At 63.6% G+C, this 26883-nt stretch carries 20 protein-coding genes and 2 tRNA genes; 13 read left to right on the top strand and 9 right to left on the bottom strand.

The features are described from left to right. Together HWY05_RS08470 and HWY05_RS08465 are read right to left on the bottom strand one after the other, a co-directional pair. On the bottom strand, positions 1-1569 hold the full coding sequence (locus tag HWY05_RS08470; RefSeq protein WP_176058035.1) for a hypothetical protein: 1569 nt from the start codon (positions 1567-1569) through the stop codon (positions 1-3). After that, the gene (locus HWY05_RS08465; RefSeq protein ID WP_035550729.1) at positions 1569-2102 is read right to left on the bottom strand and encodes a GNAT family N-acetyltransferase; all 534 of its coding nucleotides are present in this window, start codon (positions 2100-2102) and stop codon (positions 1569-1571) included. The genes HWY05_RS08470 and HWY05_RS08465 overlap by 1 nt, the downstream gene beginning before the upstream one ends. 291 nt (positions 2103-2393) lie before the next feature. Between HWY05_RS08465 and HWY05_RS08460 the strand changes: the two genes are divergently transcribed. The 10 genes from HWY05_RS08460 to HWY05_RS08415 all read left to right on the top strand — a co-directional run bounded on the left by HWY05_RS08460 (position 2394) and on the right by HWY05_RS08415 (position 16300). Further along, positions 2394-2645, top strand: a complete 252-nt coding sequence (locus HWY05_RS08460; protein WP_035550733.1) for an acyl carrier protein — start codon at positions 2394-2396, stop codon at positions 2643-2645. Between the two features lie 179 nt (positions 2646-2824). Beyond that, positions 2825-4027: an acyl-CoA dehydrogenase family protein gene (locus tag HWY05_RS08455; protein ID WP_176058433.1), complete on the top strand. Its 1203-nt coding sequence runs from the start codon at positions 2825-2827 to the stop codon at positions 4025-4027. A 4-nt stretch (positions 4028-4031) separates the two neighbouring features. Further along, complete coding sequence (locus HWY05_RS08450; RefSeq protein WP_176058034.1) at positions 4032-5129, top strand: amino acid--[acyl-carrier-protein] ligase; 1098 nt, start codon at positions 4032-4034, stop codon at positions 5127-5129. Continuing rightward, positions 5126-6229 carry a DUF1839 family protein gene (locus HWY05_RS08445; protein WP_176058033.1) on the top strand — a complete coding sequence of 368 codons (1104 nt, stop codon included), beginning with the start codon at positions 5126-5128 and terminating at the stop codon, positions 6227-6229. Before HWY05_RS08450 ends, HWY05_RS08445 begins: the two co-directional genes overlap by 4 nt. Positions 6230-6310: 81 nt before the next feature. Continuing rightward, positions 6311-8887 (top strand): glycoside hydrolase family 2 protein, encoded by a 2577-nt coding sequence (locus HWY05_RS08440; RefSeq protein WP_244146555.1) that lies wholly within the window; start codon positions 6311-6313, stop codon positions 8885-8887. A gap of 630 nt (positions 8888-9517) precedes the next feature. Next, complete coding sequence (locus HWY05_RS08435) at positions 9518-10252, top strand: Crp/Fnr family transcriptional regulator (RefSeq protein WP_006048767.1); 735 nt, start codon at positions 9518-9520, stop codon at positions 10250-10252. Between the two features lie 35 nt (positions 10253-10287). After that, complete coding sequence (locus HWY05_RS08430) at positions 10288-11682, top strand: undecaprenyl-phosphate glucose phosphotransferase (protein ID WP_035550747.1); 1395 nt, start codon at positions 10288-10290, stop codon at positions 11680-11682. Positions 11683-11684: 2 nt separating this feature from the next. Beyond that, on the top strand, positions 11685-12635 hold the full coding sequence (locus HWY05_RS08425) for a glycosyltransferase (RefSeq protein ID WP_176058031.1): 951 nt from the start codon (positions 11685-11687) through the stop codon (positions 12633-12635). Between the two features lie 37 nt (positions 12636-12672). After that, the gene (locus tag HWY05_RS08420) at positions 12673-13872 is read left to right on the top strand and encodes a polysaccharide biosynthesis/export family protein (RefSeq protein ID WP_176058030.1); all 1200 of its coding nucleotides are present in this window, start codon (positions 12673-12675) and stop codon (positions 13870-13872) included. A gap of 22 nt (positions 13873-13894) precedes the next feature. Next, entirely contained in the window at positions 13895-16300 is a 2406-nt protein-coding gene (locus tag HWY05_RS08415; protein ID WP_176058029.1) for a polysaccharide biosynthesis tyrosine autokinase, read from the top strand. 152 nt (positions 16301-16452) lie between these two features. Here the strand turns inward: HWY05_RS08415 and HWY05_RS08410 are convergent, their stop codons facing one another. The 3 genes from HWY05_RS08410 to HWY05_RS08400 all read right to left on the bottom strand — a co-directional run bounded on the left by HWY05_RS08410 (position 16453) and on the right by HWY05_RS08400 (position 18698). Further along, positions 16453-16875, bottom strand: coding sequence for a transcriptional regulator (locus HWY05_RS08410; RefSeq protein ID WP_035550756.1), 423 nt, complete (start codon positions 16873-16875; stop codon positions 16453-16455). After that, positions 16872-17171: a type II toxin-antitoxin system HigB family toxin gene (locus tag HWY05_RS08405; protein ID WP_035550759.1), complete on the bottom strand. Its 300-nt coding sequence runs from the start codon at positions 17169-17171 to the stop codon at positions 16872-16874. The genes HWY05_RS08410 and HWY05_RS08405 overlap by 4 nt, the downstream gene beginning before the upstream one ends. A 309-nt stretch (positions 17172-17480) precedes the next feature. Continuing rightward, the gene (locus HWY05_RS08400; RefSeq protein WP_176058028.1) at positions 17481-18698 is read right to left on the bottom strand and encodes a glycosyltransferase family 4 protein; all 1218 of its coding nucleotides are present in this window, start codon (positions 18696-18698) and stop codon (positions 17481-17483) included. A 357-nt stretch (positions 18699-19055) separates the two neighbouring features. Here HWY05_RS08400 and HWY05_RS08395 point away from each other — a divergent pair, with 357 nt between their 5' ends. Next, positions 19056-20252: a glycosyltransferase family 4 protein gene (locus tag HWY05_RS08395; protein ID WP_244146554.1), complete on the top strand. Its 1197-nt coding sequence runs from the start codon at positions 19056-19058 to the stop codon at positions 20250-20252. A 149-nt stretch (positions 20253-20401) separates the two neighbouring features. Here HWY05_RS08395 and rpiA read toward each other — a convergent pair whose 3' ends face one another. The 3 genes from rpiA to rnr form a co-directional block, all read right to left on the bottom strand. Next, positions 20402-21097 carry a ribose-5-phosphate isomerase RpiA gene (gene rpiA / locus HWY05_RS08390; RefSeq protein ID WP_035550766.1) on the bottom strand — a complete coding sequence of 232 codons (696 nt, stop codon included), beginning with the start codon at positions 21095-21097 and terminating at the stop codon, positions 20402-20404. A 76-nt stretch (positions 21098-21173) separates the two neighbouring features. Beyond that, entirely contained in the window at positions 21174-21917 is a 744-nt protein-coding gene (gene rlmB / locus HWY05_RS08385; protein WP_035550768.1) for a 23S rRNA (guanosine(2251)-2'-O)-methyltransferase RlmB, read from the bottom strand. A 199-nt stretch (positions 21918-22116) separates the two neighbouring features. Then, positions 22117-24630: a ribonuclease R gene (gene rnr / locus HWY05_RS08380; protein WP_176058026.1), complete on the bottom strand. Its 2514-nt coding sequence runs from the start codon at positions 24628-24630 to the stop codon at positions 22117-22119. 341 nt (positions 24631-24971) lie between these two features. Here rnr and HWY05_RS08375 point away from each other — a divergent pair. Together HWY05_RS08375 and HWY05_RS08370 are read left to right on the top strand one after the other, a co-directional pair. Continuing rightward, positions 24972-25058, top strand: a tRNA-Leu gene (locus tag HWY05_RS08375). A gap of 238 nt (positions 25059-25296) precedes the next feature. Then, positions 25297-25383, top strand: a tRNA-Leu gene (locus tag HWY05_RS08370). 194 nt (positions 25384-25577) lie between these two features. Here HWY05_RS08370 and HWY05_RS08365 read toward each other — a convergent pair. Beyond that, positions 25578-26630, bottom strand: coding sequence for a hypothetical protein (locus tag HWY05_RS08365; protein ID WP_176058025.1), 1053 nt, complete (start codon positions 26628-26630; stop codon positions 25578-25580). Positions 26631-26883 lie beyond the last annotated feature (253 nt).

Here is a 26883-nt window from a genome sequence, read left to right as displayed (position 1 = left end):
TCATCTGACTTTCTTCAGGTACTGTTCGATGCGTCGAGCGGCCGCGCCGGAAGCGGGCCGCGGCGTTTGACACTCGCGCGCGTAGCGCAGCGAAATGACCGGCAGGGTCACGCCGAGAAAGAAGAACATTCCCGACACGGAGGTCAGCGTGTTGATGAAAATCATCATCGAGAAAATCGCCACGGCCACGCCGACGCCCGACACCGCCATCAGATCGGTGGGATGCAGGCGGCTCGCACGGTACGCGCGCCACATCAGCATCAGCACGCCAGCCGTATACAGCAGCGTGCCGGGCCAGCCCATCACGAAGGGCACTTCCATCAGGCCGCTGTCGAAATCGACCATGGCCTGCGATTTGTTGTCGGAGAGCTTGGTGCCCAGCCCGATCGAGCCGAAGCCCTGCCCCGCGATATCCGTGAACGCCGACGAAAAGAAGCTCTTGTAGAACTCCGCGCGCGCCTGATAGCTGTTGTCCTGGCCGAGGTCCTGCATCGTGCTGAAGCGCGCCATGACCGGCTCCGCAACCTGGTCGATCATCATCAACGGCGTGGCCATCACGGCCAGACCCAGCACGCCGGCCAGCAAACGCAGGCGGCTTTTGCCGTCGAGCATCGCGAACGAGTACACCAGCGCGATCGCGAAACCGCCCCACGTGCTGCGCGCGCTGGTCAGCAGCAACGCGGGAATGCCCACGCAGCCGAGTACGATGCGCGCCTTGCCGCGCGCCGCGAACGACATGAGCAGTAACGCCATCAGCGTGACCGCGAACGGGCCGCACGAATTCATCGTGCTGCTCACGCGCATGCCGAACGGCACCGGCTGGCCTTCGGATTGCATCTTCGACGCGATCAGCCAGAAGGCGTCCCACGGCATTGGCGAGACGAATTCGAGCAGGCCGTACAGGCTCATCAAGAGTCCGCCGAACACGAAGGTCTTGAGCAGCACCCGGTGATAGTCGGGGTAATGACGCCATGTCACGGTCAGGTAGAACGCCACCATCACCGGATACAGCCAGTTGATCAGCGTGTAGGTGGCCGGTGCGGGACCGACCTGAGCCATCCCGATCACATACGCGTAGAACAGCGCGATCACGATCAGCACCAGCGGCGCCGCGCGGCGCTGGCCCAGCAGCGTGACGTGCTTGAGCAGCGTCAGCCCGGTCAGCGCAACGGCCAGCAACGGCGCGACCATGATCGGGCTCTGGTCGTTGAACGCGCCATTGACGAAGTCGGCGAGACGCCGCACTTCCGGCGTCAGGAAAAACAGCCAGCAGACGAAGCCGAGGTAATGCGCGGGCGAGCGCCAGTACAACACCAGCGCAACGCCGAACGCGCCGAGCGGGAAGAAAAACTCGACCAGCCGGCCCTGATGCAGCAGCACCAGCAGCAGGGTCACGGCGAATAACGCCAACGGCAGGCGCAGCGGATGACGCAGGGCTTTCGTTGGCGTACCTGAGGTGGCCGCTGGCGGCGCCGCCGGCGCTTCGCCGTAGGGCGGCCCGGGCGGCTTCAGTGGCTTCGGGACGGCGAGCTGAGCGGCACGCGAAGGCGTGACCAGCATCCGCCCCATCACAACAGCTCGAAGGTATTGACGAGCACCGCGCCGTCGCGCTCGCGGCGCCGCGTACCGAAGCGCGGCGCGCTGCTGCGCACCTGGCGCGTCAGGCCGATGAACGGCACGCCGTGTTCCAGATACGGTCCTTCGGTCTTGCGAAAGCCGAATTGCTCGTAGAAGTCGCGCAAGCCGAGCGGCGCGCTCACCCGCGCGGCGTGTCCCGGCCAGCGTTCCGCCATCGCCTGCAACACACGTTCGATCAGCAGTTCGGCGGTGCCGTCGCCGCGCCGCAGCGGGCTCGTCAGCACCTTGTCGATGGTGATTTCAGGATCTTCCGCGTCGCCGGGCTGCAAACGGGCGTAGGCGAGGATCGGCATGGGCCGCGCGATGTCCTCCACCGCGAACACGTGCAGCGAGTTTTCATCACGGCCGTCGGCGTCAAGACAGACATGCGACTGTTCGACCACGAACACCGCGCTGCGCGCGCGCAAAATCAGATATAGCTCGCGTGCCGAAAGCTGCTCGAATTCCAGCGTTTTCCAGTTCATCACGTTCCCCAGCGGTCAATAAGTTCAGCGAGCGCGGCTTCGCCCGCCGCCCTCGACGGCCTGGCTCGACAGGCCGGCACGTTGTCATGGCTACACGGTACGTCCGCGAAACGCGCGTTTCCGTGCGGCATCGCACTGACGCTGGGCTTTGACAATTCTTAAATACGACTTATTGGAAAACGGCCGTGTCCATCGCGGCAACCACCACCCTGCAACCACCACATGCAGTCGTTTTCCATGAGAACCATCCGAGAGACCGTTCCAAGTTCAACAATCAGGGGGCACCACACCATGAAAACCGCATTGCGACGCATCCTTTCCGAATCGGCCCGCCTCGATGTCCCGCCGGACAGCCTGGCCGACGACGCCGATCTGTACGCCGCAGGCCTCTCCTCGCTCGCGACCGTGCACCTGATGCTGGCAATCGAAGATCAGTTCGATATCGAGATTCCGGACCGGCTGCTGACGCGCCGGCTGTTCTCCAGCATCGATTCGATGGCCGCCGCGATCACCGAACTGCAACAGGCGAAGGCGGCAGCATGAACACGCCGTTGCTGGACGCGGCCGCCGCCCAGGCGGCGGGGCCGCTCGTGCAGGCCGCCGCAGCGCAGGCGGTCGCCGCACAGGCCGCCGAAGCACACGCCGACGCCGTACAAGCCGATGCCGCACAAGCCGATAAGGCCACCGTGTCCGCCGCCCAGCCCGGCGGCGACGCCGCCGTCATGCTCACGGCGGTCGAACCCGAGCCCGGCTGGCGCGCCGCCGCCCAGCGCTGCGCCGCGATCGCCGCGCAGTTCGCCGACGCGGTGGACCGCGACGCGCGTTTCCCGAGCGAGGCCTTCGACGCGCTCAAACGCGAGCGCCTGCTCTCGGTGATGGTGGCGGTCGCCTTCGGCGGCGCCGGGCTCTCGCTCGCGGAAGTCGGCGCGATCTGCGAGATCCTCGCGCAAGGCTGCGCGTCCACCGCGATGGTGTTCGCGATGCATCAGATCCAGGTGGCGTGTATCGCAGCGCATGGCAGCGGCTCGGCCTGGCATCGACAGTTGCTCGCGCAACTGGTCGAGCGGCAATGGCTGCTGGCTTCGGCGACGTCCGAGGAAACCATCGGCGGCAACATGCGCACCAGCGCCTGTTCGGTCGAACTCGACGGCGCGCGCTTTCGGATTGAAAAGCTCGCCCCGACGATTTCGTACGGCGCGCACGCGGACGGCATTCTGGTGACCGCGCGCCGCACCGCCGAATCGGCCGCGGCCGATCAGGTGCTGATCGTCGCGTTACGCGAAGAAACGCAGCTCGAAAAACGCGGCGGCTGGGACGCGATGGGCATGCGCGGCACCTGCAGCGAAGGCTTCCGGCTGGTCGCGGGTGGTCTCGCCGAACAGATTCTGCCGGCCCCGTTCGCCGAGATCGCCGACCAGACCATGCTGCCGGTCTCGCATACGTTGTGGGCGTCCGTCTGGACCGGCGTGGCCGGCGACGCGGTGAATCGCGCGAAAGCCTTCTTCCGCGCCCAGGCCCGCTCGACACCCGGCGCGGTGCCGCCGGCCGGCTTGCGCCTTGCCGAAGCGGTCGGCCTGCTGCAGATGATGCAGGCGCGCCTCGCGGTCGCGCTGGACGCCGCCCGCGCCGCGCACGACGCGCGTCATGGCCGCTCGCAGGCCGATGCGCCGCTCGCGGCCCAGCTCGGCTTCGCCTCCGACATGAACACGCTGAAGACCAGCATCTCCAACATGGCGCTGCAGGTCGTGCATGAGGTGCTGATGATCTGCGGCATGGCGGGCTACAAGAACGGCACACCGTATAGCGTCGGCCGCCATTTGCGCGACCTGCACTCCGCGCCGCTGATGATCAACAACGACCGCATCGCACAGAACACGGCGAGTCTGTTGCTCGCGCAACGGCCTGCCGCTCCGGGGAGAGCCTGACAAAATGAACAACATGACCGACACCGCCGCACTGGCCGGCGCGAATGACGCGGCTTCTGACGCTGCTTCCGTTTCTGCCGCTGCTTCCGCAGAGCAACCCGCCGCGCCGAACTTCCGCGACGAACTGATCGCCGCGGGCCTGCTGATCGACACCGGTGAAAACGGCCTGTACGGCCGCAGCCAGATTTTCGAAGACGTGCTGGACCGCCTGAACGTGGCGATCACGCATCTCGGCGCGGACCAGCAGCCGGAAGTGCTGCGCTTTCCGCCGGCCATGCGCCGCACCGACTTCGAAGATAGCGAATATCTGAAGAGCTTCCCGAATCTGGCCGGCACGATCCACTCGTTCTGCGGCAACGACATGGGCCACCAGCGTCTGCTGCGCGCGCTCGACGACGCGATGACCGAGCGCGACGACGACCGCGCGGATGCGTGGATGGAACAGCAGAAGCCCACTCGCGTGGTGCTGACGCCGGCCGCCTGCTATCCGATCTATCCGGTAATGGCGCGGCGCGGTCCGCTGCCGGCGGACGGCCGCACGATCGACGTGCTGTCGTATTGCTTCCGCCACGAACCGTCGCTCGATCCCGGCCGCATGCAGATGTTCCGGCAGCGCGAATACGTGCGGCTGGGCAGTCCTGAGCAGGTGATGGCGTTCCGTCAGATGTGGATCGAACGCGGCTCGCTGCTCGTCACGCTGCTGCAACTGCCGGTCGAAGTGGATCTCGCCAACGACCCGTTCTTCGGCCGCGGCGGCAAGATCGTCGCCGACAGCCAGCGCGCTCAGGCGCTCAAGTTCGAGCTGCTGATTCCGATCGCCGATCCGCGCGGCAAGACCGCCTGCCTGTCGTTCAACTATCACATGGACCACTTCGGCGCGATCTGGAAGATTGCCTGCGACGACGGCGAGGTCGCGCATACCGGCTGTGTCGGCTTCGGCATGGAACGCATCACACTCGCGCTGTTCCGGCATCATGGGCTCGACGTGAATGCGTGGCCCGACGACGTACGCGCGCTGCTGTGGGGCGATACCGAGGCACGCGTGGCGCACGGCATGCAGACGCTGCCCGCCACTGCGCCCGGCGCCGGAGAGCGCGCATGAACCCGTCGCTGACACCTGCGCCGACGGGGCCGCAAGCCGCTTTCCCGTTGGGGCGCCGCGTCGATTTGCCCGCTCAGGACGGCGCCTCCTCGGGCGTGCCCGCAACGCCCACGGCGCCCGCCGCACTCGTCACGCCCGCCGCGCATTTGCGGCAGCACGCGCCGCATGCGCTGCATCAGGGCGAGCGCGTGTGGCAGGAGACCAATTGCTACGTCGATCTGTGGATCGAGCTGCTGCACGGCTTCGGACTCGATCCACGCGCGGCATTGGCGTTCACCGTCACGCAGGACTTCGAAGGCGATCAGTTCACGTTCTTCAAATTCCCGCTCGAAGACCTCGAGCGGCTGTACGGCACCCAGGTGCAGGAACTGGCCATTTACGATTCGCTCGAAACCCGCGTGCTCGCGCAAACCCAGCGCGGCCATACCGTGCTGGTGGAAGTGGACGGCTTCTATCTGCCGAACACGCGCGCCACGTCGTACCGGCGCGAGCATCCGAAGACCACGGTGGGCATCGACTTTATCGATCCCGCCGCGCGCCGCCTCGGCTACTTTCACAATACCGGCTATCACCAGCTCGACGGCGACGACTACGACGGCGTGTTCCGCAAGCTGCCGCAATTCGCGCAGCAACCCGACCTGCTGTTTCCGTATGTGGAATTCGCCAAGCAGGCGCGGCCCGCGCTCGAAGGTACCGCGCTCGCGGAAACCTCGGCGGAATTGTTGTGCGCGCATCTGAGCCGTCGGCCGTTGACGAACCCCGTGTCGCAATGGCGCGCGGCATTCCCCGCGCATCTCGACATGCTGCTCGAACGCGGCGAGGCGTTCTTCCATCCGTACTCGTTCAACCTGATGCGTCAGCTCGGCGCGAACTTCGAGTTTCTGTCGAAGTATCTGCTGTGGCTTGGCGCGCAAGGCTTCGAGATGCCGGCCACGATCCCAGCCGCCGCGCAAAGCATCGCGGCGGAGTCGATGGTGATGCAGTTCCGGCTCGTGCGGGCGATTGCCCGCAAGCGCCGCGACCTGTGCGACGACTGTTTCGACGTACTCGAAAGCGCTTATGAGAAGACGCTGCCGCCGCTCGCCGCGCTGGTGGCATGACGTTGCAATGTTTTGATGGTGTGACTTTGTGACGAATCGTCTGACGCTTCAAAGAACACTCGGGGATTCGCCGTGGATGTAATGACGATCGACCCGACGCCCGCCGAAACCGAAGCCCATGGCTTGCCGGCGGACTCGCTGTGGCCGCAACGCCTCGACAGCGGCTGGCAATGCGTCAGCACGCCGCCAGGCGCTTGCGCGTCGCCCGCCGACCTGCCTGCGCAAGGCTGGCTCGCCGCGCCGGTGCCCGGCACGATCGCGAGCGCGCGGCGTGCCGCCGGTCAGTTCGACGTCACGCACCCCGCCCCGCTCGCCTTCGACGATCACTGGTATCGGCTCGCGCTCAACGGCATCGGCCGACGTCGCTTGCGGCTGCACGGTCTCGCCACGCTCGCCGAGGTGTGGGTGGACGGCGTGAAGCGTCTCGATTCCGATTCGATGTTCGTCGCGCACGATCTCGACATCGAACTGAACGGCGATACCACGCTCGCGCTGTGCTTCCGTTCGCTGACTCCCGCACTCACGGCCAAACGCTCGCGCGCGCGCTGGCGGCCCCGGCTCGTGACGCCGCCCACACTTCGCAATGTGCGCACCACCTTGCTCGGACATATGCCGGGCTGGTGTCCTTCGGTCCAGGCGGTTGGACCATGGCGGCCCATCGAATTGCTGAGCGACGCGCGTCACGCGATCGACACGCTCGATCTGACGAGTCGCGTCGATCACGACGACGGCGTTGTTTCGATAACGCTACGTTTTGTGCATCCGCAGATTGGCGGCGACTGTCATGCATCGTTAAATTGCGGCGACGCCGTTTCGTCTTTGCAATGGACCGACGCTTACACATTGAGCGGCAGCGTCCGTGTACTTCACGCCCAACGCTGGTGGCCGCACACGCACGGCGAACCCACGTTGTATCCCCTGACATTGCAGCTCGATGACGCGCGTGTGTCAGCCGAGCCGTCGTCGCATTCGCTCGGTTCGATCGGTTTTCGCAGCATCGAAGTGGAACGCGGCGCGGCCGGCATGGGCTTCGCGTTGCGCATCAATGACACGCCGGTGTTCTGTCGCGGCGCCTGCTGGACCAGCGCGGATATCGTCACGCTCGCCGGCAGCGAGGCGCAATTGCGCCACGCGTTCGCGCTGGCCCGCGACTCAGGCATGAACATGCTGCGCGTGGGCGGCACCATGGTGTACGAATCCGATACGTTCTACGCACTCGCCGACGAATACGGCCTGCTGATCTGGCAAGACTTCGCATTGGCGAATTTCGACTACCCGAACGACGCCGCATTCAGCGCGTCGATCGAACGCGAAGCCACTCAGTTTCTGACCCGCACGCGCCGCTTCGCGGCGCTCGCGGTGCTCTGCGGCGGCAGCGAAGTCGACCAGCAGGCGGCCATGTTCGGCCTGCCGCCTTCGATGCGCGCGCAACCTTTATTCACCGAACAGTTGCCCGCGATCGCCGCGCGCGAACGCCCGGATGTGCCGTACGTCGGCAATTCGCCGTCAGGCGGCGTATGGCCGTTTTCGACTAATGAGGGCATCACCCATTACTACGGTGTCGGCGCGTATCAACGGCCGCTCGACGACGTGCGGCGCGCGCAGGTGCGTTTTGCGGCGGAGTGCCTCGCGTTCGCCAACGTGCCCGACAACGCCACGCTGCACGACGCGCTCGGCACGATCCACGCGCACGATCCGCGCTGGAAAGCCGCGGTGCCGCGAGACCCCGGCGCGGGTTGGGATTTCGACGACGTGCGCGACCACTACCTGCAGTCGCTCTACGGCGTGGAGCCGGCGCGCTTGCGCTACGAAGACCCGGAGCGCTACCTGGATCTGTCGCGCGCAGTGGTCGCCGATCTGATGAGCGACGTGTTCGCCGAATGGCGCCGCGCGGGCTCCGGTTGCGGCGGCGCGCTGGTCTGGCAACTGCAGGACTTGCGCCCCGGCGCCGGCTGGGGCGTGATCGACGCCACAGGACGGCCTAAAAGCGCGCTGCACGGCCTCGCGCAGACGCTCCAACCCACACAGGTGGCCATCACCGACGAAGGCCTCAACGGCCTCGATATTCATCTGCTGAACGAGCGTGCTGAACCGTTGCACGCGCAACTGGAACTGGTCTGCCTGCGTGACGGCTGTGTGAAGGTGGTATCCGCGAGCCGCGCGGTCGAACTCGCGCCGCACAGCGCGCAGCGCCTGAGCGCCGCCGACTGCCTCGGCCAGTTCTTCGATTTCACGCACGCGTACCGCTTCGGCCCGCGCGCGCACGACGTCACGATTGCGACATTACGCGACGCGGCGGACGGCCGGGTTGTGTCTGAAGCGTTTCATCTGCCGGAGCGGCGCGTCGCCGAGCGCCATGATCTGGGCTTGAGCGTGACGGTCGAGCGCAGTCCGGCGGGCGACGGCTGGCAGCTCGTCATCGAAACGAAGCGTTTCGCGCGCTTCGTTCATATCAATGACACACACTACCGGGCCGCGCGCGACTGGTTTCATCTACCGCCGAACCGCCCTTGCGTCGTGCCGCTCATCCCACATGCCGAACTTCGCGAAATGGTTGCGTCCGCACCCAACCCCGTGTTTAAAGCTGACGCAACATGCGCGGCGCCGGCCGGAGAAGTGCGCGCCGTCAATGCGATTTCCGCCACTTTTTACGGCTGAGCCCGCGCGTCGATCGTACGAGTCCTTCAAGAACCGCATGAAACCTCGCGCTGCGCGAAGCGACCTGTCTGGTCTGCGGAATCACTGTCGGAATTTGCCCGACACCCGGCGGCGCGAACCCGGCGATTCGTACGGCACCGTACGCAGCGTATAGAACAGTTCTGAATCAAATCCGGCACATCCCGGACACCCCTCGACAACCCTCATGCAAAGGGCATTGCATCCGTGAGACACCCTCTGCAAGGCCCTGCCCAACACCCACAAACCCAATCCGATCAATGACTTGAGTCGGATAAAAAAGCCCCGCGCGAGACCAGCCGGGGATTCGTGTGTTGTACAGATTTGAAACAAAAAGCCACATTTTGCTTCGCGCATCGTCAAGTCTTCGCTCGCTGCGCCGCACCAGTGCTGGTTTTCCCCAAGGTTGGCACGCTCCTCGCTAAAGGAAGAGCGCAACACCGCGTCACCGCAAACGAGATCGACAAAAACGGCGGCGGCGCACCAGGCCAATACGGGGCCGGTCCTGTTCATCCTCGCTGCTCGCCAGGCAGCACGTCGTTATCAAGGATGCAGGCATCGGATCAAAAACAGGAAGTCACGCAGCGCGCGACTTCCACGCGAGGACCGATCATGTTGACACTTCAATCAGATCTGCACGGCAACCATTTGCTCGGCGCATTGCCTTCCCACGAATGGCAGGCGCTAGCTCCGCATCTCGAACTGGTTCACCTGCGCACTGAGCAGTTGCTGTGCGACTCCGGTCAACGCATCCATCACGTCTACTTCCCCACCACCGCGATCATCTCGATGCTCTCGACGATGGAAGACGGCAGCTCCGTCGAAATCGCGGCAGTGGGCCGCGAAGGCATGACCGGCGTGCCGGTGCTCACGGGCGGCGAAACCATGCCGAACCGCGTGCAGGTGCAATGCGCCGGCTTCGCGTACCGCATGAGCGCACAGGCGCTCAAGCAACAGTTCGCCCGTTCGGACTTCCTGCGCCGGCTGATGCTGCTGTACATGCACGCCCTGCTGACCCAGGTCGCGCAAACCGCCGCCTGCAATCGTCACCACGCATTGAACAAGCAACTGTGCCGCTGGTTGCTGATCGAAGTGGACCGCGTGGCGTCGAACGATCTGACCGTGACCCAGCAACTGATCGCCGACATGCTCGGCGTGCGCCGCGAAGGCATTACCGAAGCGGCCGGCAAGTTGCACGACGAAGGCCTGATTCACCACAGCCGCGGGCACATCAAGGTGCTCGACCGCAAAGGCCTCGAAGCCCGTGCCTGCGAATGCTACGGCCTCGTCAAGCGCGAATTCGACCGCCTGCTGCCGCGTCTGCGTCAGGCCGAAACGGTCGAATAAGCAGGGCCTCGTTCGACTATCGGGTAATTTCAATCATGTTCAGGAATACTGCGCGATGCCTCGACGCACTCTTCGTGATTGCGGGAGGCCTGCTCGCTCACTGGATGCGCTTTTCGACGCCGATCGCGTTGTCCGACACCGAGCGCCTGTTGATCGCCTTCAACTGCGTGCTGGTGCTGCTGCTGTTTCCCGGCTTCGGGGTGTATGACACGTGGCGCGGCAAAGCCTTGAGCTCGATGCTGGCGCGCGTTGCCGCCGCCTGGCTGGTCGTTGTCGCCACCGCGCTCGTGCTGGCGTTTACGCTGCATCGCATGGATGCCGTGTCGCGTTTGTGGTTCGGCTATTCGACGCTGATTTCCGGCGCGCTGATCGTCGTCACCAAGTGCGTGGTGCACGTGGCGCTGCGCAGTGTGCGCCGTCGCGGCATGAACTTCCGCACCGTCGCGATCGTCGGGGCGCCCGGCTTCTCGCGCACGCTGCTCGCGCATCTCGAACACGCGCCGCAAGCAGGCTTCAAACCGGTCTGCGTGTTCGATACGAGCGACACCCGCATCGACGGCGCCGGCGCCTATGGCGCACGAATGAAACGCCTGCCGGTGCTGACCGATCTGAATACGTTCGTCAACAAGGTGCGCGACGAACAGGTGAACGAGGTGTGGCTCGCGTTGCCGCTCTCCGAAGAACATACGATCTATCGCTTCACGCGGCTGTTCAGGAATGACTTCGTGAATCTCCGCTTCATTCCCGACGTGCGCAGTCTGTCGCTGTTCAACCATGCGCTGGTCGATGTCGTCGGTTTACCGACGCTGAATCTGAGCGCGACGCCGTTCTCGTCGCCGCAAATGTGGCCCAAGCTGATCTTTGACCGCCTGTTCGCGGCGGCCGCGCTGCTCGCCCTCGCGCCGGTGTTCGTCGTGCTCGCGATCGGCATCAAGCTGAGTTCGCCGGGACCGGTGTTCTTCCGCCAGACGCGCAAGGGCGTGGACGGCCAGCCGTTCGCGATCTACAAGTTCCGCTCGATGACCGTGCATCACGAAGCGCACGGCCAGATCACGCAGGCCACGCGCCACGACGCGCGCATCACGAAACTCGGCGGTTTCATGCGCCGCACCAGTCTCGACGAGCTGCCGCAGTTTCTCAACGTGCTGCTCGGGCAGATGTCGGTGGTCGGTCCGCGTCCGCACGCGGTCGAACACGACGATCTCTACAAGGATCAGGTGTACGGCTACATGTACCGCTACCGCATCAAGCCGGGCATCACCGGCTGGGCCCAGGTCAACGGCTATCGCGGCGCTACCACCAAGGTGGAAAAGATGGAGGCGCGCGTCAAGTTCGATCTGTTCTATATCCATAACTGGTCGTTCTGGTTCGACATGAAGATTGTGCTCATCACAATCTTCAAAGGCTTTGTCGGCCACAACGCATTCTGACCATGCCACTCAGGAAACCGTTGCTGAAAGTCTCCGTGATCGTGCCGACCTATCGCCGGCCAGCCGACCTCGCGCGCTGCCTCGCGGCGTTGCAACGACAATCGCGCGCGCCGGACGAAGTGATCGTGATAGCGCGCAGCGACGACGCCATGACGCACACCGCGCTGCGCGATCCGGCGCTGCCGGGCACGCTGCCGCTCACGGTGGCGCTGGTCGACACGCCGGGCCAGGTCGCGGCGCTCAATCGCGGGCTCGATGCCGCCCGCGGCGACGTGCTCGCCATCACCGACGACGACGCCGCGCCGCACGCCGACTGGGTGGCGCGGATCGCCGCCGCGTTCGAACACGACCCGCGTCTCGGTGGCCTCGGCGGACGCGACTGGGTGCATGAAAAAGGCCGCGTGCTGGACGGCGAACGGCAGCGCGTGGGCAAGGTCACGGCGGCCGGCATGATCACCGGCAATCATCACCTCGGGGTCGGCGACGCACGCGAAGTCGACATTCTGAAGGGCGCGAATATGAGCTACCGGCGCGACGCGGTGCGCGCGCTGCGTTTCGACGTCCGACTGCGCGGCACCGGCGCGCAGGTCCATAACGACATGGCGTTCAGCCTGAGCGTGAAGCATGCCGGCTGGAAGCTGATGTATGACCCGCGGGTGGCCGTCGACCACTACCCCGCGGAACGTTTCGACGACGACCAACGCTTCAAATTCAACGACGCGGCTTTCTATAACGCGTCTTTTAATCTCCGACTCATCATGTGCGAAACCCTGACGCCCGCGGGCCGATGGGCATTCGTCGCGTACTCGACGCTGATCGGCAACCGCGCGGACCCGGGGTTCGTGCGCGCGTTGTCGCTGGCATTCGAGCGCGGCGGTGTGGCGCTGGCGCTGCGCAAATGGTGGGTCGGTTTACGCGCAATGCGCGGGGCATGGCAGGAAGCGGTGCGTTGAGGCAATGGCGCACAAGCTTCACGCGAGGGACCAAACAATGACTATCAAGATGATCGCCGCCGGGCTCGCGGCGGCCTCTCTATGCGCCTGTTCGCTGGCGCCGGGGCCGTATCTGGACACCAACCGCCTGACACCGCCCGCGCCGCCCGAGCAGACCGCGGACAAGTTTCCGGTGCATGCGATCGATGTCGCGTACTTCCGTCAGCAGCGCGCGGCGGCGGTGCCGGCCGTCTGCCCGCTGTCGTGCCTGACCGCGCAGACCCGTGCGGGTTACGACTACCGGCTTGGTATCGGCGACCAGGTGAGCATCATCGTCTGGGATCACCCGGAACTGACCGGCGGCGGCACCGGCGTAGCGAGCCTGCCACCGCTGCCGGGCGCCGGCGGCGGCGCGGCGCCCTCGCCCGGACCGACGCAGACGCAAGGCGCGACGCCGATCGCGCCGGCGCTGTCGGGCGGCGGCGAAGGCGGCCTCACCGTGCGCGTCGCCAACAACGGCACGATCTTCTTCCCGCGCGTGGGCCGCATCAAGGTGCAAGGCATGGACGCGCAGCAGGTCCAGGAAATGTTGACGAAGCGCCTGTCGAAGACCATTCGCGATCCGCAGCTCGACGTGCGCGTCTCGGGCTTCAACAGCCAGTCGGTGCAGGTCACCGGCAACCTGCGCACGCCGGCTTCGGAGGCGATCACCGACGCGCCGCTCACCGTGCTCGACGCGATCAATCGCGCGGGCGGCGCGTTGCCCGACGCGGATCTGCAGAACGTGGGCGTGACGCGCAACGGCAAACGCTACACCGTCGACGTCGCCGCGCTGCTCGAAACCGGCGATCCGCAACAGAACGTGCTGCTCAAGGACGGCGACATCATCGACGTGCCGGACCGCTCGAATAGCCGCGTGTTCGTGCTCGGCGAAGTGAACAAGCCGACCTCGCTGCCGATGAACCGCGGCCGCCTGACGCTCGCCGACGCGCTGACAGGCGCCGGCAGCCTCGACGTCAAAACCGGCGATCCGCGCTTCGTCTACGTGGTGCGCGGCGCCGACAAGACGCTCACGCCGGATGTCTATCAGCTCGACATGACCCAGGTCGACGCATTGATGCTGATGACCAAGTTCGAATTGCAACCGAAGGACGTGGTGTACGTGCAGGTCTCGAGTGCGGCGCGCTTCAACCGTGCGCTCGAACAGATCACGCCGACACTGCAGTCGCTGTTCTACACCGTGCAGCTCTCCAGATAATGCGCACGCAACGGAGTCTCCTATGAGTACGTACGACATGCTGGAGCCGGGCCCGCCGCCCGGCGGCGACGAAGACGCGGTCATGCGCGATCTGCTGCGCACGGTGATGGATCAGATCTGGTGGGTGCTGGGCATTGCCGGCAGCATCATTCTCGCCGCGGTGATCTATACGAAGATCGCCACGCCGATCTATTCCGCCGACGCACTGTTGCAGGTCGACACGCAAAGCAATAACGGCGGCGCGCAGAACCCGAATTCACCCTCGCTCGTGCCGACGGCCGGCCCGATGCATACCGACGCCGAGATCGAAATCATCAAGAGCCGCGCGGTGGTCGAACCGGTGGTCGAGCAGTTCAAGCTGAACTTCAGCACCTCGGCGAAGACCATGCCGGTGCTCGGCAAGATCACGTCGATATTTACGCATCCCGGTAAACCGCTCGGCGCTTTCCTCGGCATGCGTTCGTATGCATGGGGCGGTGAGCAATTCGCGGTCGATTCGATCACGGTGCCGAAAGCGCTCGAAGGCGCGCGTCTGACGCTGCATGTGCTCGACGAAGGCCGCTATCAACTCACCGATGCGTACGGCGAGGAGATCCTAACCGGCGTGGCCGGTCAACCCGCCACTGGCAGCGACGTCACGCTGTTCGTCAAGAAGCTGGTGGCGCGCCCCGGCACGACCTTCTACGTGACCCGCTTCAACCAGCTCGACGCCGTCTCAGGTCTCGCCGCCGGCCTGCAGGTCAGCGAAAAAGGTCGCGACACCGGCGTCGTGCAACTGTCGTTCATGGGCACCGATCCGCACGCGATCACCGCGATCACCAACGCGGTGGCGGCCTCGTATCTGGCGCAGCGCACCGAGCGCGCGCAGGAAGAAGCGAGCCATATGCTCACGTTCCTGAACAGCGAGTTGCCGCATCTGCGCGACGAGGTGAAGAAGGCGGAGACCGCGCTGTCGCAGTATCAGTCGAAAGTGGGTTCGTTCCAGCCGACTCAGGAAGCCGGCGTGTATCTCGCCGGTGGCCTCGATTACGAAAAGCAGATCGCCACGTTGCGCATTCAGCGCGCGCAACTGCTGCAACGCTTCACGCAGGAAGCGCCGGAGGTGCAGCAGGTCGATGCGCAAATGGCCGCGTTGACGCGCGAGAAAGCGCGCTTCGAAGATCACTTCACCACGCTGCCGAGTTCCGAGCGCAATGCCCTCGCGTTGCAACGCGACGCCAAGGTCGCCGAGGAAATCTACGTGGCGCTGCTGAACAAAACCCAGGAGCTGTCGATTTCGCGCGCCGGCACGATCGGCAACGTGCATATCATCGACGACGCGTTGCTGCCGTCGCAGCCGGTGCGGCCGAAGTCCGCGCTGATCATTTCGGCGGGCACGCTGCTCGGGGTGATCGGCGGCATTCTGTTTGCGTTCTGCCGCCGTACGTTCTTCACCGGTGTGGCCGATCCCGAGTTCGTCGAGCGGCGTTTTCAATTGCCGATTTTCGGCTCGATCGCGTTCAGTCCCGAACAGGCGCGCGCCGACAAGCAGTTGAGCGCCCAGCGCCGGGCCGCCCTGCCCGCGCCGCGCTCCACGCCGACCGAGGTACCTGCGTTGCAGTCGGGTGTGATCGCACGGCTGCGGCCCGGTGCGACGGCGGCGGCAAGCAAGGCGCGCCGCCGCGCCAGCGTGCCGGTCGGGACGCAGACCGTGATTCCGTCCGGCAAGACGCCGATGCGGCCGCTGCTGGTCAAGACGCATCCGTACGATTCGACGGTGGAAGGCTTGCGCGGGCTGCGCGCCACGCTGCAGTTCGGCCTGCTCGAAGCGCCGAACCGTATCGTCGCGATCACGAGCCCGGCGCCGTCGGACGGCAAGAGCTTTCTGTGCGCGAACCTCGCCGCGCTGATCGCGGAGTCCGGCAAGCGCGTGCTGCTGATCGACGCCGATCTGCGACGCGGCCGGCTCGCGCAATATCTCGGCCGCTCGCCGAACGGCGGCTTGACCGAACTGCTGACAGGTCAGGTCGATCTGGAGACCGCGGCGCGCACGACCGGCGTGGACGGCTTGCACTTCATCGCGGCGGGCGCTTATCCGCCGAATCCGTCGGAGTTGCTGACGTCGGCGCGCTTCAGCGAAATCCTCGCGCGCTTCGAACAGGACTTCGATCTGGTGATCGTCGACACGCCGCCGCTGCTGGCTGTGGCTGATGCCGCGGTCGTCGCCAATCTGGCCGGTTCGACGGTGCTGGTGATGCGCGCCGGCGCTCATACCGAAGGACACCTGGCCGAAGCGCTGAAGAAACTGCGGCGTGCGCGGGCTCGCGTGGTGGGCGGGGTGATGAATGCGGTGCCGTTGAAGAGCCACAATCGCTACGGCACCTATGACTACGCGTACGCATACACGTATTCCGCCGGCGATCCGCCGGATATTCATGCGCCGCAGTAGGTGGGACGGTAGTTAGATCGGCAGAGCGTCAACCAGAAGGGGCTGCGCCTGAATCAGGCGCAGCCCCTTCTGGTTTTCTCGACGAGCGCGCAGCGTGGTTTGGGTGCGTGGCTTGAATGCATGCGCCGCACGCAAACCACGCTGCGCCGTTTTTACAGAAACGCGCTGACGTCGGTATGAAAACGCACGGCGAGCGCCTTGGCGACCTTTTTGCTGATCGCCCGCCGGCCCGCCAGGATATCGCTCACCACGGTGGGCGAAGCGATACCCATCAGATCCTTCTGCTTGAGCCCGTGCGTTTCCAGCAGATGCCGCAATACCTCGCGCGGCTCCGCTTTGGGAATCTCCACGTGCTGCTCTTCCCAGCGTTCGATCAGGTCGGTCACGATCGCGAACAGATCGGCGAGCGGATCTTCCTCGTCGCCGTTCAGATGATCGGCGAGCGAGTTGGCGACACGCACCATCTGCTGGTAATCCTGCTCGTTGCGGATGGGCATGATCGGCAACTGGGCTCGCAGCGCGACCCAGGTTTGAGCGATGTCGGGAAAGGCTCCCGGAAGGCGATCGGCATTCATGAGTTTAAATTCTTCCTCGTCCAAAGGTCGTACTCCGCATGCGTCAATACATGACGAACGAATAACGACTGCCTGTTGTAGTGAATCGCCGCGACGATCCGGAACCGGTTGCCGCCTACATCGAAAACGGTGTATTGCGGCGGCACGTAGTCCACGGCGGCGAACGTCTGCTTCAGGTCGTTATAGCCATACGCGAGGCAAGCCTGCGCCAGTGAATACCACGTCATTAGCGCACTGCGCGCACCCGGATGTCTGTTTATAAAGTCCAGCAACGCCTTCTTTGAAATAACCCGCATCGTATTTCCTCACCTGGTTTGGCGGGCTGAACATGCACGCTCTACCTGCAAGGCTAAACATTGCGGCACGGCGCCGATAGCTGGCCGGATGGCATAAGACAAATGCCTGCTGATCGGGTATTGCGGTACGACTGAAAGCATTTTATTCGCGTCTTGAGAACTTCGCAATATGCGAATAACGAGACAGCCTGGCGACGTCGAACGGTCGCGCGGACTGCTGGCGGCGCATGCGTGCGCATCGTCGCGAGCAGACGCACACGTACGCGCACACACGCGCCGGTTTAAACCATATTCCTGCGCACGCGTGCTTCAACGTCCCCAACTGCTTTCCTGTGCCGGCTCGCCGGACCATCCCAACTCGGGCGCGGCGAGGTCCGGTTCGTTGCGTTCCACGATGCTAAGCCGTTGGCGCAGCCCGCCCGCGGCGATCGTGCGCGTGACTTCGGCCATGAACGCGCGCCGGAACACCGCCGCCGAAAAACGTTCGGCGTTCGCGCGACACGCGGCCGGCGTGATCTGGTCACGTTGCCGTTCGAAACGATCGATCGCGCCGAGCATCGACACCACGGTCTGGCGCGCGAAATACACGCCTGTGGGATGCGGCTCGCCGATCGGCACCACTGTTTCGAGCGCCCCGCCCTTGCCGTATGCGATCACCGGTGTGCCGCAGGCTTGCGCTTCGAGCGGCACGATGCCGAAGTCTTCTTCAGCGGCGAACACGAACGCGCGCGCGCGTTGCAAATGGTCCTTGAGCACTTCGAAGGGCTGGTAGCCGAGAATCGTCACGTTCGGGCCGGCCTTGGCGCGAATTGCCGCCATTTCCGGCCCATCGCCGATCACGATCAATTGCCGGTGCGGCGTCGCGCTGAACGTCTCGACGATCAGATCGATGCGCTTATACGGCACCATCCGCGACGCGGTCAGATAGAAGTCTTCCTTGGTCGTGCACAGTTCGAATTCGTGCACGTCGACGGGCGGCGGCACCACGGCCGCGTCACGTCGATAGGTTTTCATCACGCGTCGTGCGACGAATTGCGAATTCGCGATCAGACGATCGACGCTGTTCGCCGAATGCGAGTCCCAGCCGCGCAGATAGTGAAGCAAGGCACGCGCGGCCCATGACTTCGGGCCGGTCAGCAGATTCGCTTCACGCAGATATTGATGCTGCAGATCCCACGCGTAGCGCATGGGCGAATGCACGTAGCTCACGTGGGTTTGATCCGGGCCGACCAGCACGCCCTTGGCGACCGCGTAGGAACTCGTAATGATCAGATCGTAGCCGGACAGATCGAACTGTTCGACCGCTAGCGGCATCAACGCGAGATACGCGCGATAGCGCCGCCGTGCGAACGGCAGGCGCTGAATGAACGACGTGGTGACCGGTTTTCCGCCGAGCGGCCTGCGGTCTTCGAGGAAGTCGACAAGACTGAAAAGATCCGCGTCGGGAAAGCATTCGATGATCTGTTCGAGCACCTTCTCGGCGCCACCCGGTGCGACGAGCCAGTCGTGCACGATCGCCACTCTCATGATCTCCCCACCTATTGATAAACGCCTCCAGGGCTTAGCGAAGAGTGTAGGTGTCGCATCGTTTGCCGTGCGTGCGCGTGCCCACATTCGACGCGCGACAGTGCGCGAATAATTAAGCATCGCGGTTCGCCTCTTGCGAATCCGCGCCTCTCAATCACTCGCCTTCCTATGCGCCCGACGATCGACGCTTCGCCTCCTCTTCATGCTTTGCCGCGTATTCAGCCTGTACCGATCGAGACGTCTGGTGCGTCGCCTGCTTTGGGCGCTTCTGTGGGTTCTGCTGGCTCCGTTGCTTCCGTTGCGCCTGTCGCGCCTTTCGCTTCAGACGTAACGACGATCGAAGCCGCGCGTGCGCCCGTGTCGCCCACCGTGCTGTTCGTCGATCAGAGCGGACAGCTCGGCGGCGCCGAATTCGCACTGCTGCAACTGGCCGGACATTGCGCCGCCTACAGCGAAGTCGTGCTGCTGTCCGACGGTCCGTTCCGTACGCGGCTCGAAGCGCTTGGCGCGCGCGTGCAGGTGATCAGCGATGCGCGCGTGTCGGGCATCGCGCGACAGGCGTCGGGATGGAACTGCTTGCGCGTCCTACCCGGCATGTTTCGCCAGGTGCGGGCAATCGCCGCGCGCGCACGCGATTTCGACGTGCTGTTTCTTAATACGCAAAAGGCGCTGGTGCTCGGCGTGCTCGGCAAACCGCTGCATCGCAAACCGGTGATCTGGTATCAGCACGATATTCTTACGCGCAACCATTTCGGCCGCGTGCAGTTGAATGTCGTCAAATGGCTGGTGCGTTTCGCGGTCGATCAGGTAATAGTGAATTCGCAGGCCTCGGCGCGCTCGCTCGCGGCGTTGACGGGTGTCGCGGCGGACTCGGTGCCGGTGATCTACAACGGCATCGATGCGGCTGCGTTCAGCCGTGTGGAAGGTGTTGATGGTGCCGACGGTGCCGTTACTAGTGCCGACGGTGCTGGCATCGCCGCGTTGCGGCGGCGGCTCGGCTTGCCCGCCGATGCGTGGCTCGCGGGTCTCTTCGGCCGGCTCGCGCCGTGGAAAGGCCAGCACGTCGCGCTCGACGCGATCGCGCGTTTGCCTGGGGCGCATCTTGTGCTGGTCGGTGCGCCGCTCTTTGGTGAGGACGCGTACGCGCAGCGCCTGCACGAGCAGGCAGCGGCGTTAGGGATTGCGGATCGCGTGCACTTCGCGGGCTTTCAGGACGACGTGCCCGCGTGGATGAGCGCGATGGATGTGATCCTGCACACGTCGACAGAGCCCGAGCCGTTTGGCCGTGTGATCGTCGAAGGCATGGCGGCGGCGCGCCCGGTGATTGCCGCGGCGGCGGGCGGCGTGACCGAGATCGTGCGGCATCGGCACAATGGCTGGCTGGTGAAACCTGGCGACGTCGGCGCATTGACGGACGCGATCGGCGCGTTGCGCGACGATCCCGTACTCGCGCAGCGGCTTGCGCGACAGGCGCGGGATGATGCGCGGTCGGCGTTTTCGGTGGAGCAGTATCTGGAGAAGATGACGCAGGCGATCCGGCGGGCTGCGCGATGAGGCGGGAAGAAGCGTAGGTTGATGCGTGGTTGATGCTTGGGTCGCGGCGCTAGTGGATGCGCGGACCGTCGTGGGGTTTTGAAACCCACTGAAGAATGCGCGCGCAAGCCTTTTTCAACAGACTCACGCGCGGCTCAAACGAAGCTCGATCAGTCCTTGCTGTACTCGATCGTTTCAACGCCGGTATCTGTACCGAGCAGGCACAGATTCGCGCCACGGCCTGCGAACAGACCCACCGTCACCACGCCCGGCCATGCGTTGACATGCATTTCCAGCGTGCGCGGATCGCTAATGCGCAGACCTTTGACGTCGATGATTTCGTTACCGTTGTCGGTAATGAACGGCACGCCTTCTTTCGTCACACGGACCACCGGCACACCGCCCAGCGCGGTGATGCGGCGGCCGATCGCGGTACGCGCCATCGGCACCACTTCGATCGGCAACGGGAAGTTGCCGAGCGTGTCGACCAGCTTGCTCGCATCCGCGATACAGACGAATACGTCCGACACCGACGCGACGATTTTCTCGCGCGTCAGCGCGCCGCCGCCGCCCTTGATCATCGCGCCGCTGTGGTCGATCTCGTCGGCGCCATCCACATACACGCGCAGCGAATCGATTTCGTTCAGGTCGAGCACCTTGAAGCCATGCGATTGCAAACGCGCGGTGGTGGCGAGCGAGCTCGACACCGCACCGCGATAGCGCGACTTGCTGGCGGCCAACGCGTCGATGAAACAGTTCGCGGTGGAGCCGGTGCCGACACCGATGATCGAGCCTTCCGGCACGGTGGCGTTCACGTAGTCGGCGGCGGCCTGGCCGACCAGTTGCTTGAGTTCGTCTTGAGTCATGGGAGAGGCTGGCGTGCAGTAAAAACGGCTAGTTTACCGGAGTGGCGCGTGGGGGCTCGGGGATTACTTCCGCGAATTACTTCTTCACCGAACGCTGACGCACCGCTTCGAACAGACAGACGCCGCTCGCCACGGAAACGTTCAAACTCTCCACCGTGCCGGCCATCGGAATCTGCATCACCATATCGCAGGTATCGCGCGTGAGACGGCGCATGCCCTCGCCTTCCGCACCCATCACCAACGCGACCGGACCGTCGAGCTCGGTTTCGTACAGGCTTTTGGTCGCCTCGTCGGCCGTGCCGACCACCCACACGCCCGCGTCCTTCAACTCGCGCAGCGCGCGCGCCAGATTCGTCACGGTGATGTACGGCACGGTATCCGCCGCGCCGCTCGCGACCTTCGCCGCCGTCGCGTTCAACCCGACCGCGCGATCGCGCGGGGCGATCACCGCATGCGCGCCGGCGGCATCCGCCACACGCAGACACGCGCCGAGGTTGTGCGGATCGGTCACGCCGTCCAGCACCAGAATCAGCGCCTTACCGTTGATACCGTCGAGCAGTTCCGCCAGGTTCTGCGCGAGCGGCATGTCGGTCGCGCGCGCCACCACGCCCTGGTGACGCTCGGTGTGCGAGAGTCCCCACAGACGCGTTTCGTCGGCGGCGATCAGACGCACGCCGGCTTCTTTCGCCGTGTGCAGAAATTCGGTCATGCGACGATCTTTACGCGTTGCGTCGTAATAGACCTCTTCGACCGTCGACGCATCGTGACGCATACGCGCGGTCACTGCGTGGAAACCGTATAAAACCTTGAGACGTGACATGACTGATACAACCTTTGATTGAGCGCGACTGCAACGCGCGCTGCTGTGATGAAGACGAGCTTGAGTACTTGGCTGGGCGCTTCGTTACGCTACCCGCTTGCAGGTTTTGCTCGATTACTTGACCGCGTTAAAACGAACACCGCGCGCAACCGGTACGTTGCTCCGTACCCGATGCGCGCGGTTCTAAAACAAGGCCGCTTCAGCGCTTCTTGCGAGCCTGCGATTTCGCTGCCGGCTTGGCCGCGGCGCCATGCTTCTTCGCCGCGCCGCGCGCCGCGCGCGCTTCCTTCACCGCGACGGTTTGCGCCGGCGCCGCTTTCTTGCGCCGTGCTCCCGGCGCGGAGGCGTTACCACCGCCACCGCCGTCCATGGGCGGCAACGAGCGTACACGCGCCCCGCCGCTTTCACCCGACGACTTGTCGGCCAACGCGCCACGCGCTGCCGGCGGCTTGATCGGCGTATCGCGCACGAGGCGGAAGTCGATCTTGCGCGCATCCAGATCGACGCGGCTCACCTGCACGCGCACGCGATCCGACAAACGGTAGCGGATGCCGGTGCGCTCACCGCGCAACTCGTTCTTGATCTCGTCGTACTGGAAGTAGTCCGAGCCGAGTTCGGTGACGTGCACGAGGCCTTCGATAAACAGCGAATCGAGCTGCACGAAAATACCGAACGACGTGACGCCGCTCACCATGCCGCCGTACTCTTCGCCGAGCTTGTCGCGCATGAAGTAGCACTTCAGCCAGGCTTCGACGTCGCGCGAGGCTTCGTCGGCGCGGCGTTCGTTGGCCGAGCAATGCAGACCGAGCTCTTCCCAGATCGCCACATTGTTCGCGCGCGCCCGGCCGCGTTTTTCTTCGTCGGCCTGCTGCATGGCGCGAGCACGCGGCGACAGCGCCGTGTTCAACTCGACGCCTTGCGGCGCCTCCGGCTGATACTTGCGGCCCTGCAGGATCGCGTAGATCGCGCGGTGCGTAAGCAGGTCGGGATAACGGCGGATCGGGCTCGTGAAGTGGGCATACGCCTCATACGCGAGACCGAAGTGGCCGATGTTGTCCGGGCTGTAGACCGCTTGCTGCATGGAGCGCAGCAGCATGGTTTGCAGCATCTGCGCGTCGGGCCGTTCGCGGATCTGCGCCATCAGCGCGGCGTAGTCGCTCGCGTGCGGTTTGTCGCCGCCGGCCAGCGAGAGGCCCATGCCGCGCAGGAACGTACGCAGATTCTCGAGCTTTTCCGGGGTCGGGCCCGCGTGGATGCGGAACAGACCCGGATGCTTGTTGCGCTTGAGGAAGTCGGCCGCGCAGACGTTCGCGGCCAGCATGCATTCCTCGATCAGCTTGTGTGCGTCGTTGCGGGTGCGCGGGATGATCTGTTCGATCTTGCCCTGCGCATTGCAGACGATGTACGTCTCGGTGGTGTCGAAGTCGATCGCGCCGCGCTTCTGACGCGCCGCGAACAACGACTTGTACACGCCGTACAGATTCTGCAACTGCGGCAGTAACGCAGCGCGGCGCGTGGCCTCCGGACCCTTGGTGTTTTTCAGCACCGCGGCGACTTCCGTGTAGGTCAGACGCGCGGCGGAATTGATCACGCCGGGGTAGAACTGATAGGCCTTCACTTCGCCGCGCGCGGTGACGATCATGTCGCACACCAGCACGCAACGGTCGACGTGCGGATTCAGCGAACACAAACCGTTCGACAGCTTCTCCGGCAGCATCGGAATCACGCGGCGCGGGAAATACACCGAGGTGCTGCGTTCGATCGCGTCGGCGTCGAGCCCGCTCTTCGGATGCACGTAGTGCGAGACGTCCGCGATCGCCACGATCAGGCGGAAGCCATCGCCACGGCCCACCTGCACCGGCTCGCAGTACACGGCGTCGTCGAAGTCGCGCGCGTCTTCGCCGTCGATCGTGACGAGCGGCACGTCGCGCAGATCGATGCGATGCCGCGCGTCCACCGGACGGACTTCGTCGGGGAGCCTGGCGGCTTCGTCGAGCGCGGCCTGGCTGAACTCGTGCGGCACGCCGTACTTGCGCACCGCGATTTCGATTTCCATGCCGGGATCGTCGATATCGCCGAGCACTTCCACCACGCGGCCGAGCGGCTGCGAATGACGGCTCGGGAAATCGGTCAGCTCGACCACCACCACCTGGCCGACCTTGGCCTTCTTGGTGTTCTGCTGGATCAGGATGTCGTGGCCGATACGCTTGTCTTCAGGCGCCACGATCAACGCGCCGTTCTCGTTCAGCAGACGGCCGATCACGCGCTTGTTGGCGCGGTCCGTGACCTCGACGATATGGCCTTCCGGACGCCCGCGCCGGTCATACCCGACGATGCGCGCGAGCACCCGGTCGTTGTGCATGACCTTCTGCATTTCGCCGGTGGGCAGGAACAGATCGTCCTGGCCGTCGTCGCGAATCAGGAAACCGAAACCGTCGCGATGACCTTGCACACGGCCCCCGACGAAGTTCGACGGATGCGTGAGTTGGTAGAGATTGCGCTGATCGAGCCGGATCTGGCCGTCGCGCTCCATGGCGCCTAAGCGCTTGAAAAATCCTTCGCGTTCCTGGCGCTTGATCGACAGGGCTTCGGCGATGTCGTTCGCGGCCAGTGGCGCTTCGCTCGTGCGCAGGACGCCCAGAATTTCTTCGCGGCTTGGAATCGGATACGGGAATTTGCTCAAGGGCTTGTCGATGATTTTTTCTCGTTGCATGGACGTCGGTCGGCGATGTGGCTCGGCTTTAGGAAGCGTTTGCTTGGCGCTTGAGTTGCACTTGCGATTGCACAGGAAAGACTCTCTCGGGTCCGGCTCGTTCAAGGCTGAGTCCGACGGGCGTGTGTGCACCGTGCCAACGAACTACTGCGGGGCATTCTAACACCCGTCTCGCGCGCCAAGCGGCCCGTCAATAGTCGCTGTGCCGTCGATATGACATCGTCGCGAAACGCGTGCGGACTCGCTATCGCGATGTTTAAGCAAGTTCTTAGAAACTTCCCAGAAACGCTTGACAGGCCTGAATCGGTCGCTATAATGGCGTTCTTTGCAGTTCATCACCTGCCCAGGTGGCGAAATTGGTAGACGCACTAGGTTCAGGTCCTAGCGGTGGCAACACTGTGGAGGTTCGAGTCCTCTCTTGGGCACCAGATTCAAAAGTAAAGCCGCCTACGGGCGGCTTTACTTTTTGTGTGAGACTAGTTGATCCGGTTCCCGCGGTTGGGAAGCAATCGGGTAGTTTTCATGGAGTTGGCAGGACGGTAGTCGGTGGTGAAGTTTCACTTCGCCGCACGATTTAACCGGGCGGTTGAAGCAGCGAAGTTTGTTTGTCGGCAGGGTTGACACGCTGAATCTTCACGCTAAAATAGCGGTCTAGTTTGAACACGTGCCCAGGTGGCGGAATTGGTAGACGCACTAGGTTCAGGTCCTAGCGGTGGCAACACCGTGGAGGTTCGAGTCCTCTCCTGGGCACCACAAGTTGTTCCGGCTTAAGCCGAAAGTAGTTCGAGAAACCCCGTAAGATTAATCGTCTTACGGGGTTTTTTGTTTGTCCGAAGACTTTCGGCACCCTACTTCGTACCGACCTCCTCGCTGATCGGATCAGTCTCTTCCACAAGCATCGTTCGCTATTGGGCTCGACGCGTGTACGCTGCCGTCAACCGACGCATTCAGACTTGTGATGGCTTCGCAAGGCTCACACTGAGCTCTCGCGCCAGATCCGTGAGTGATCGGATGTGCGCCTCGTCACAGAAGCCCTGCCTGTTATGGCGAGTCGAACTCCGCTCCTTTAGAAGACTTTCCGTTGTCCGGTCGGCATAACGCCAAAAGCTATTCTTTTCCCGAAAGGAGCTATCGACGAACGTGGTGAATTTCGCCCTTTCGCCCTCCACCGGGTAAAAGTAAATCAGATTACTAAGTGCCGCGACGCCCGCGTCACACGTGAGCAACCACGTGTCCTGAACCTTGCCGTCGAGACTCTTACCATCCATCATCGCAGCACTTCGAATGTACATGATGTCTCGTGCTCCATTCAGAACTCTATCGACCCGCACTTCTCCTTTTCCTCCTTTATTAAAATTCTTCCGCACCGATCTGGATTTTTTTGTAAATTCATCGCCCGATTCTTCGGGCGAAACAAAAAAGCAGTGCTTCGCAACTTCTGTTTCAATACCCGGAATAACGTCGGCAACGCCATCCATATATTCAAGGTACAGGTCAAACCTGGCCTCCGGCGATGCCTTTTTCTCATGGATCAGGATATCGTGGATCTTGAGTAGCGCGAGATGTGCAACAGAGAAAAGCTGTTGTTCCGATTCCGGCAAGAGCAGATATTTACGTGACCGGGCACGATCTGTTCCGGCCGGAACGGAATTTGGAGCATCGACATACCCAGGCAACTCAGCTTTCAGAAAACTCTCATACGAATCGACCAGCACGTCCAGATAAGACTCGTCCGCCTCACCCAGAGCAAAACCCGCCGCTGTCAGCATGAAGGGGGTATCGAGATATTTTTTTATTGATTCGATATCGCCACGTAACTCTTCAGATCGGCCAACGGCTGAACAGCCCAGATATTCCTTGAAACGATTGAGAATATTCAGATCCAATATCACGCATGTTTCGATGCCCGCCAACTGCTTCGCCGCCACCCTGACTGGACTCATTGCCGGCTGAGCATCAGTAGCCCTGCACGGTTTTAACAAAAAAACACGATCATCCATAGATGATTCCCCGATCACAAATAAACCACCACTATTCAAAAAATTTGCGAAATACAGCAACCTGATTTTTTGTCTTATTTCTTAGGGTAGCATTATAGAGGGGATTAAAATCATAGCGGCCAGGCTTGGCGAACTCTATCGCAGGGGCCGCCCTGCAATGGCCTTGGAAGAAACCGCGAATGGGCGGGACGACGCGGCGAGTAGTAGGCCTTCGCGCCGACCGTATAACAACGTCCGCAAAGGCCAGAGGCCA

It is taken from the genome of Paraburkholderia sp. BCC1876 (genome assembly GCF_902833695.1).
Taxonomy (GTDB): domain Bacteria; phylum Pseudomonadota; class Gammaproteobacteria; order Burkholderiales; family Burkholderiaceae; genus Paraburkholderia.
Note: the sequence above shows the minus strand (reverse complement) of the source record. Positions and strands in the feature narration are given on the sequence as shown.

What these genes read in the sequence shown, in the direction of transcription:
- HWY05_RS08470 (WP_176058035.1), bottom strand. Translation starts at nt 1,569, where the DNA reads ATGGGGCGGATGCTGGTCACGCCTTCGCGTGCCGCTCAGCTCGCCGTC.
- HWY05_RS08465 (WP_035550729.1), bottom strand. Translation starts at nt 2,102, where the DNA reads ATGAACTGGAAAACGCTGGAATTCGAGCAGCTTTCGGCACGCGAGCTA.
- HWY05_RS08460 (WP_035550733.1), top strand. Translation starts at nt 2,394, where the DNA reads ATGAAAACCGCATTGCGACGCATCCTTTCCGAATCGGCCCGCCTCGAT.
- HWY05_RS08455 (WP_176058433.1), top strand. Translation starts at nt 2,825, where the DNA reads ATGCTCACGGCGGTCGAACCCGAGCCCGGCTGGCGCGCCGCCGCCCAG.
- HWY05_RS08450 (WP_176058034.1), top strand. Translation starts at nt 4,032, where the DNA reads ATGAACAACATGACCGACACCGCCGCACTGGCCGGCGCGAATGACGCG.
- HWY05_RS08445 (WP_176058033.1), top strand. Translation starts at nt 5,126, where the DNA reads ATGAACCCGTCGCTGACACCTGCGCCGACGGGGCCGCAAGCCGCTTTC.
- HWY05_RS08440 (WP_244146555.1), top strand. Translation starts at nt 6,311, where the DNA reads ATGACGATCGACCCGACGCCCGCCGAAACCGAAGCCCATGGCTTGCCG.
- HWY05_RS08435 (WP_006048767.1), top strand. Translation starts at nt 9,518, where the DNA reads ATGTTGACACTTCAATCAGATCTGCACGGCAACCATTTGCTCGGCGCA.
- HWY05_RS08430 (WP_035550747.1), top strand. Translation starts at nt 10,288, where the DNA reads ATGTTCAGGAATACTGCGCGATGCCTCGACGCACTCTTCGTGATTGCG.
- HWY05_RS08425 (WP_176058031.1), top strand. Translation starts at nt 11,685, where the DNA reads ATGCCACTCAGGAAACCGTTGCTGAAAGTCTCCGTGATCGTGCCGACC.
- HWY05_RS08420 (WP_176058030.1), top strand. Translation starts at nt 12,673, where the DNA reads ATGACTATCAAGATGATCGCCGCCGGGCTCGCGGCGGCCTCTCTATGC.
- HWY05_RS08415 (WP_176058029.1), top strand. Translation starts at nt 13,895, where the DNA reads ATGAGTACGTACGACATGCTGGAGCCGGGCCCGCCGCCCGGCGGCGAC.
- HWY05_RS08410 (WP_035550756.1), bottom strand. Translation starts at nt 16,875, where the DNA reads ATGAATGCCGATCGCCTTCCGGGAGCCTTTCCCGACATCGCTCAAACC.
- HWY05_RS08405 (WP_035550759.1), bottom strand. Translation starts at nt 17,171, where the DNA reads ATGCGGGTTATTTCAAAGAAGGCGTTGCTGGACTTTATAAACAGACAT.
- HWY05_RS08400 (WP_176058028.1), bottom strand. Translation starts at nt 18,698, where the DNA reads ATGAGAGTGGCGATCGTGCACGACTGGCTCGTCGCACCGGGTGGCGCC.
- rpiA (WP_035550766.1), bottom strand. Translation starts at nt 21,097, where the DNA reads ATGACTCAAGACGAACTCAAGCAACTGGTCGGCCAGGCCGCCGCCGAC.
- rlmB (WP_035550768.1), bottom strand. Translation starts at nt 21,917, where the DNA reads ATGTCACGTCTCAAGGTTTTATACGGTTTCCACGCAGTGACCGCGCGT.
- rnr (WP_176058026.1), bottom strand. Translation starts at nt 24,630, where the DNA reads ATGCAACGAGAAAAAATCATCGACAAGCCCTTGAGCAAATTCCCGTAT.
- HWY05_RS08365 (WP_176058025.1), bottom strand. Translation starts at nt 26,630, where the DNA reads ATGGATGATCGTGTTTTTTTGTTAAAACCGTGCAGGGCTACTGATGCT.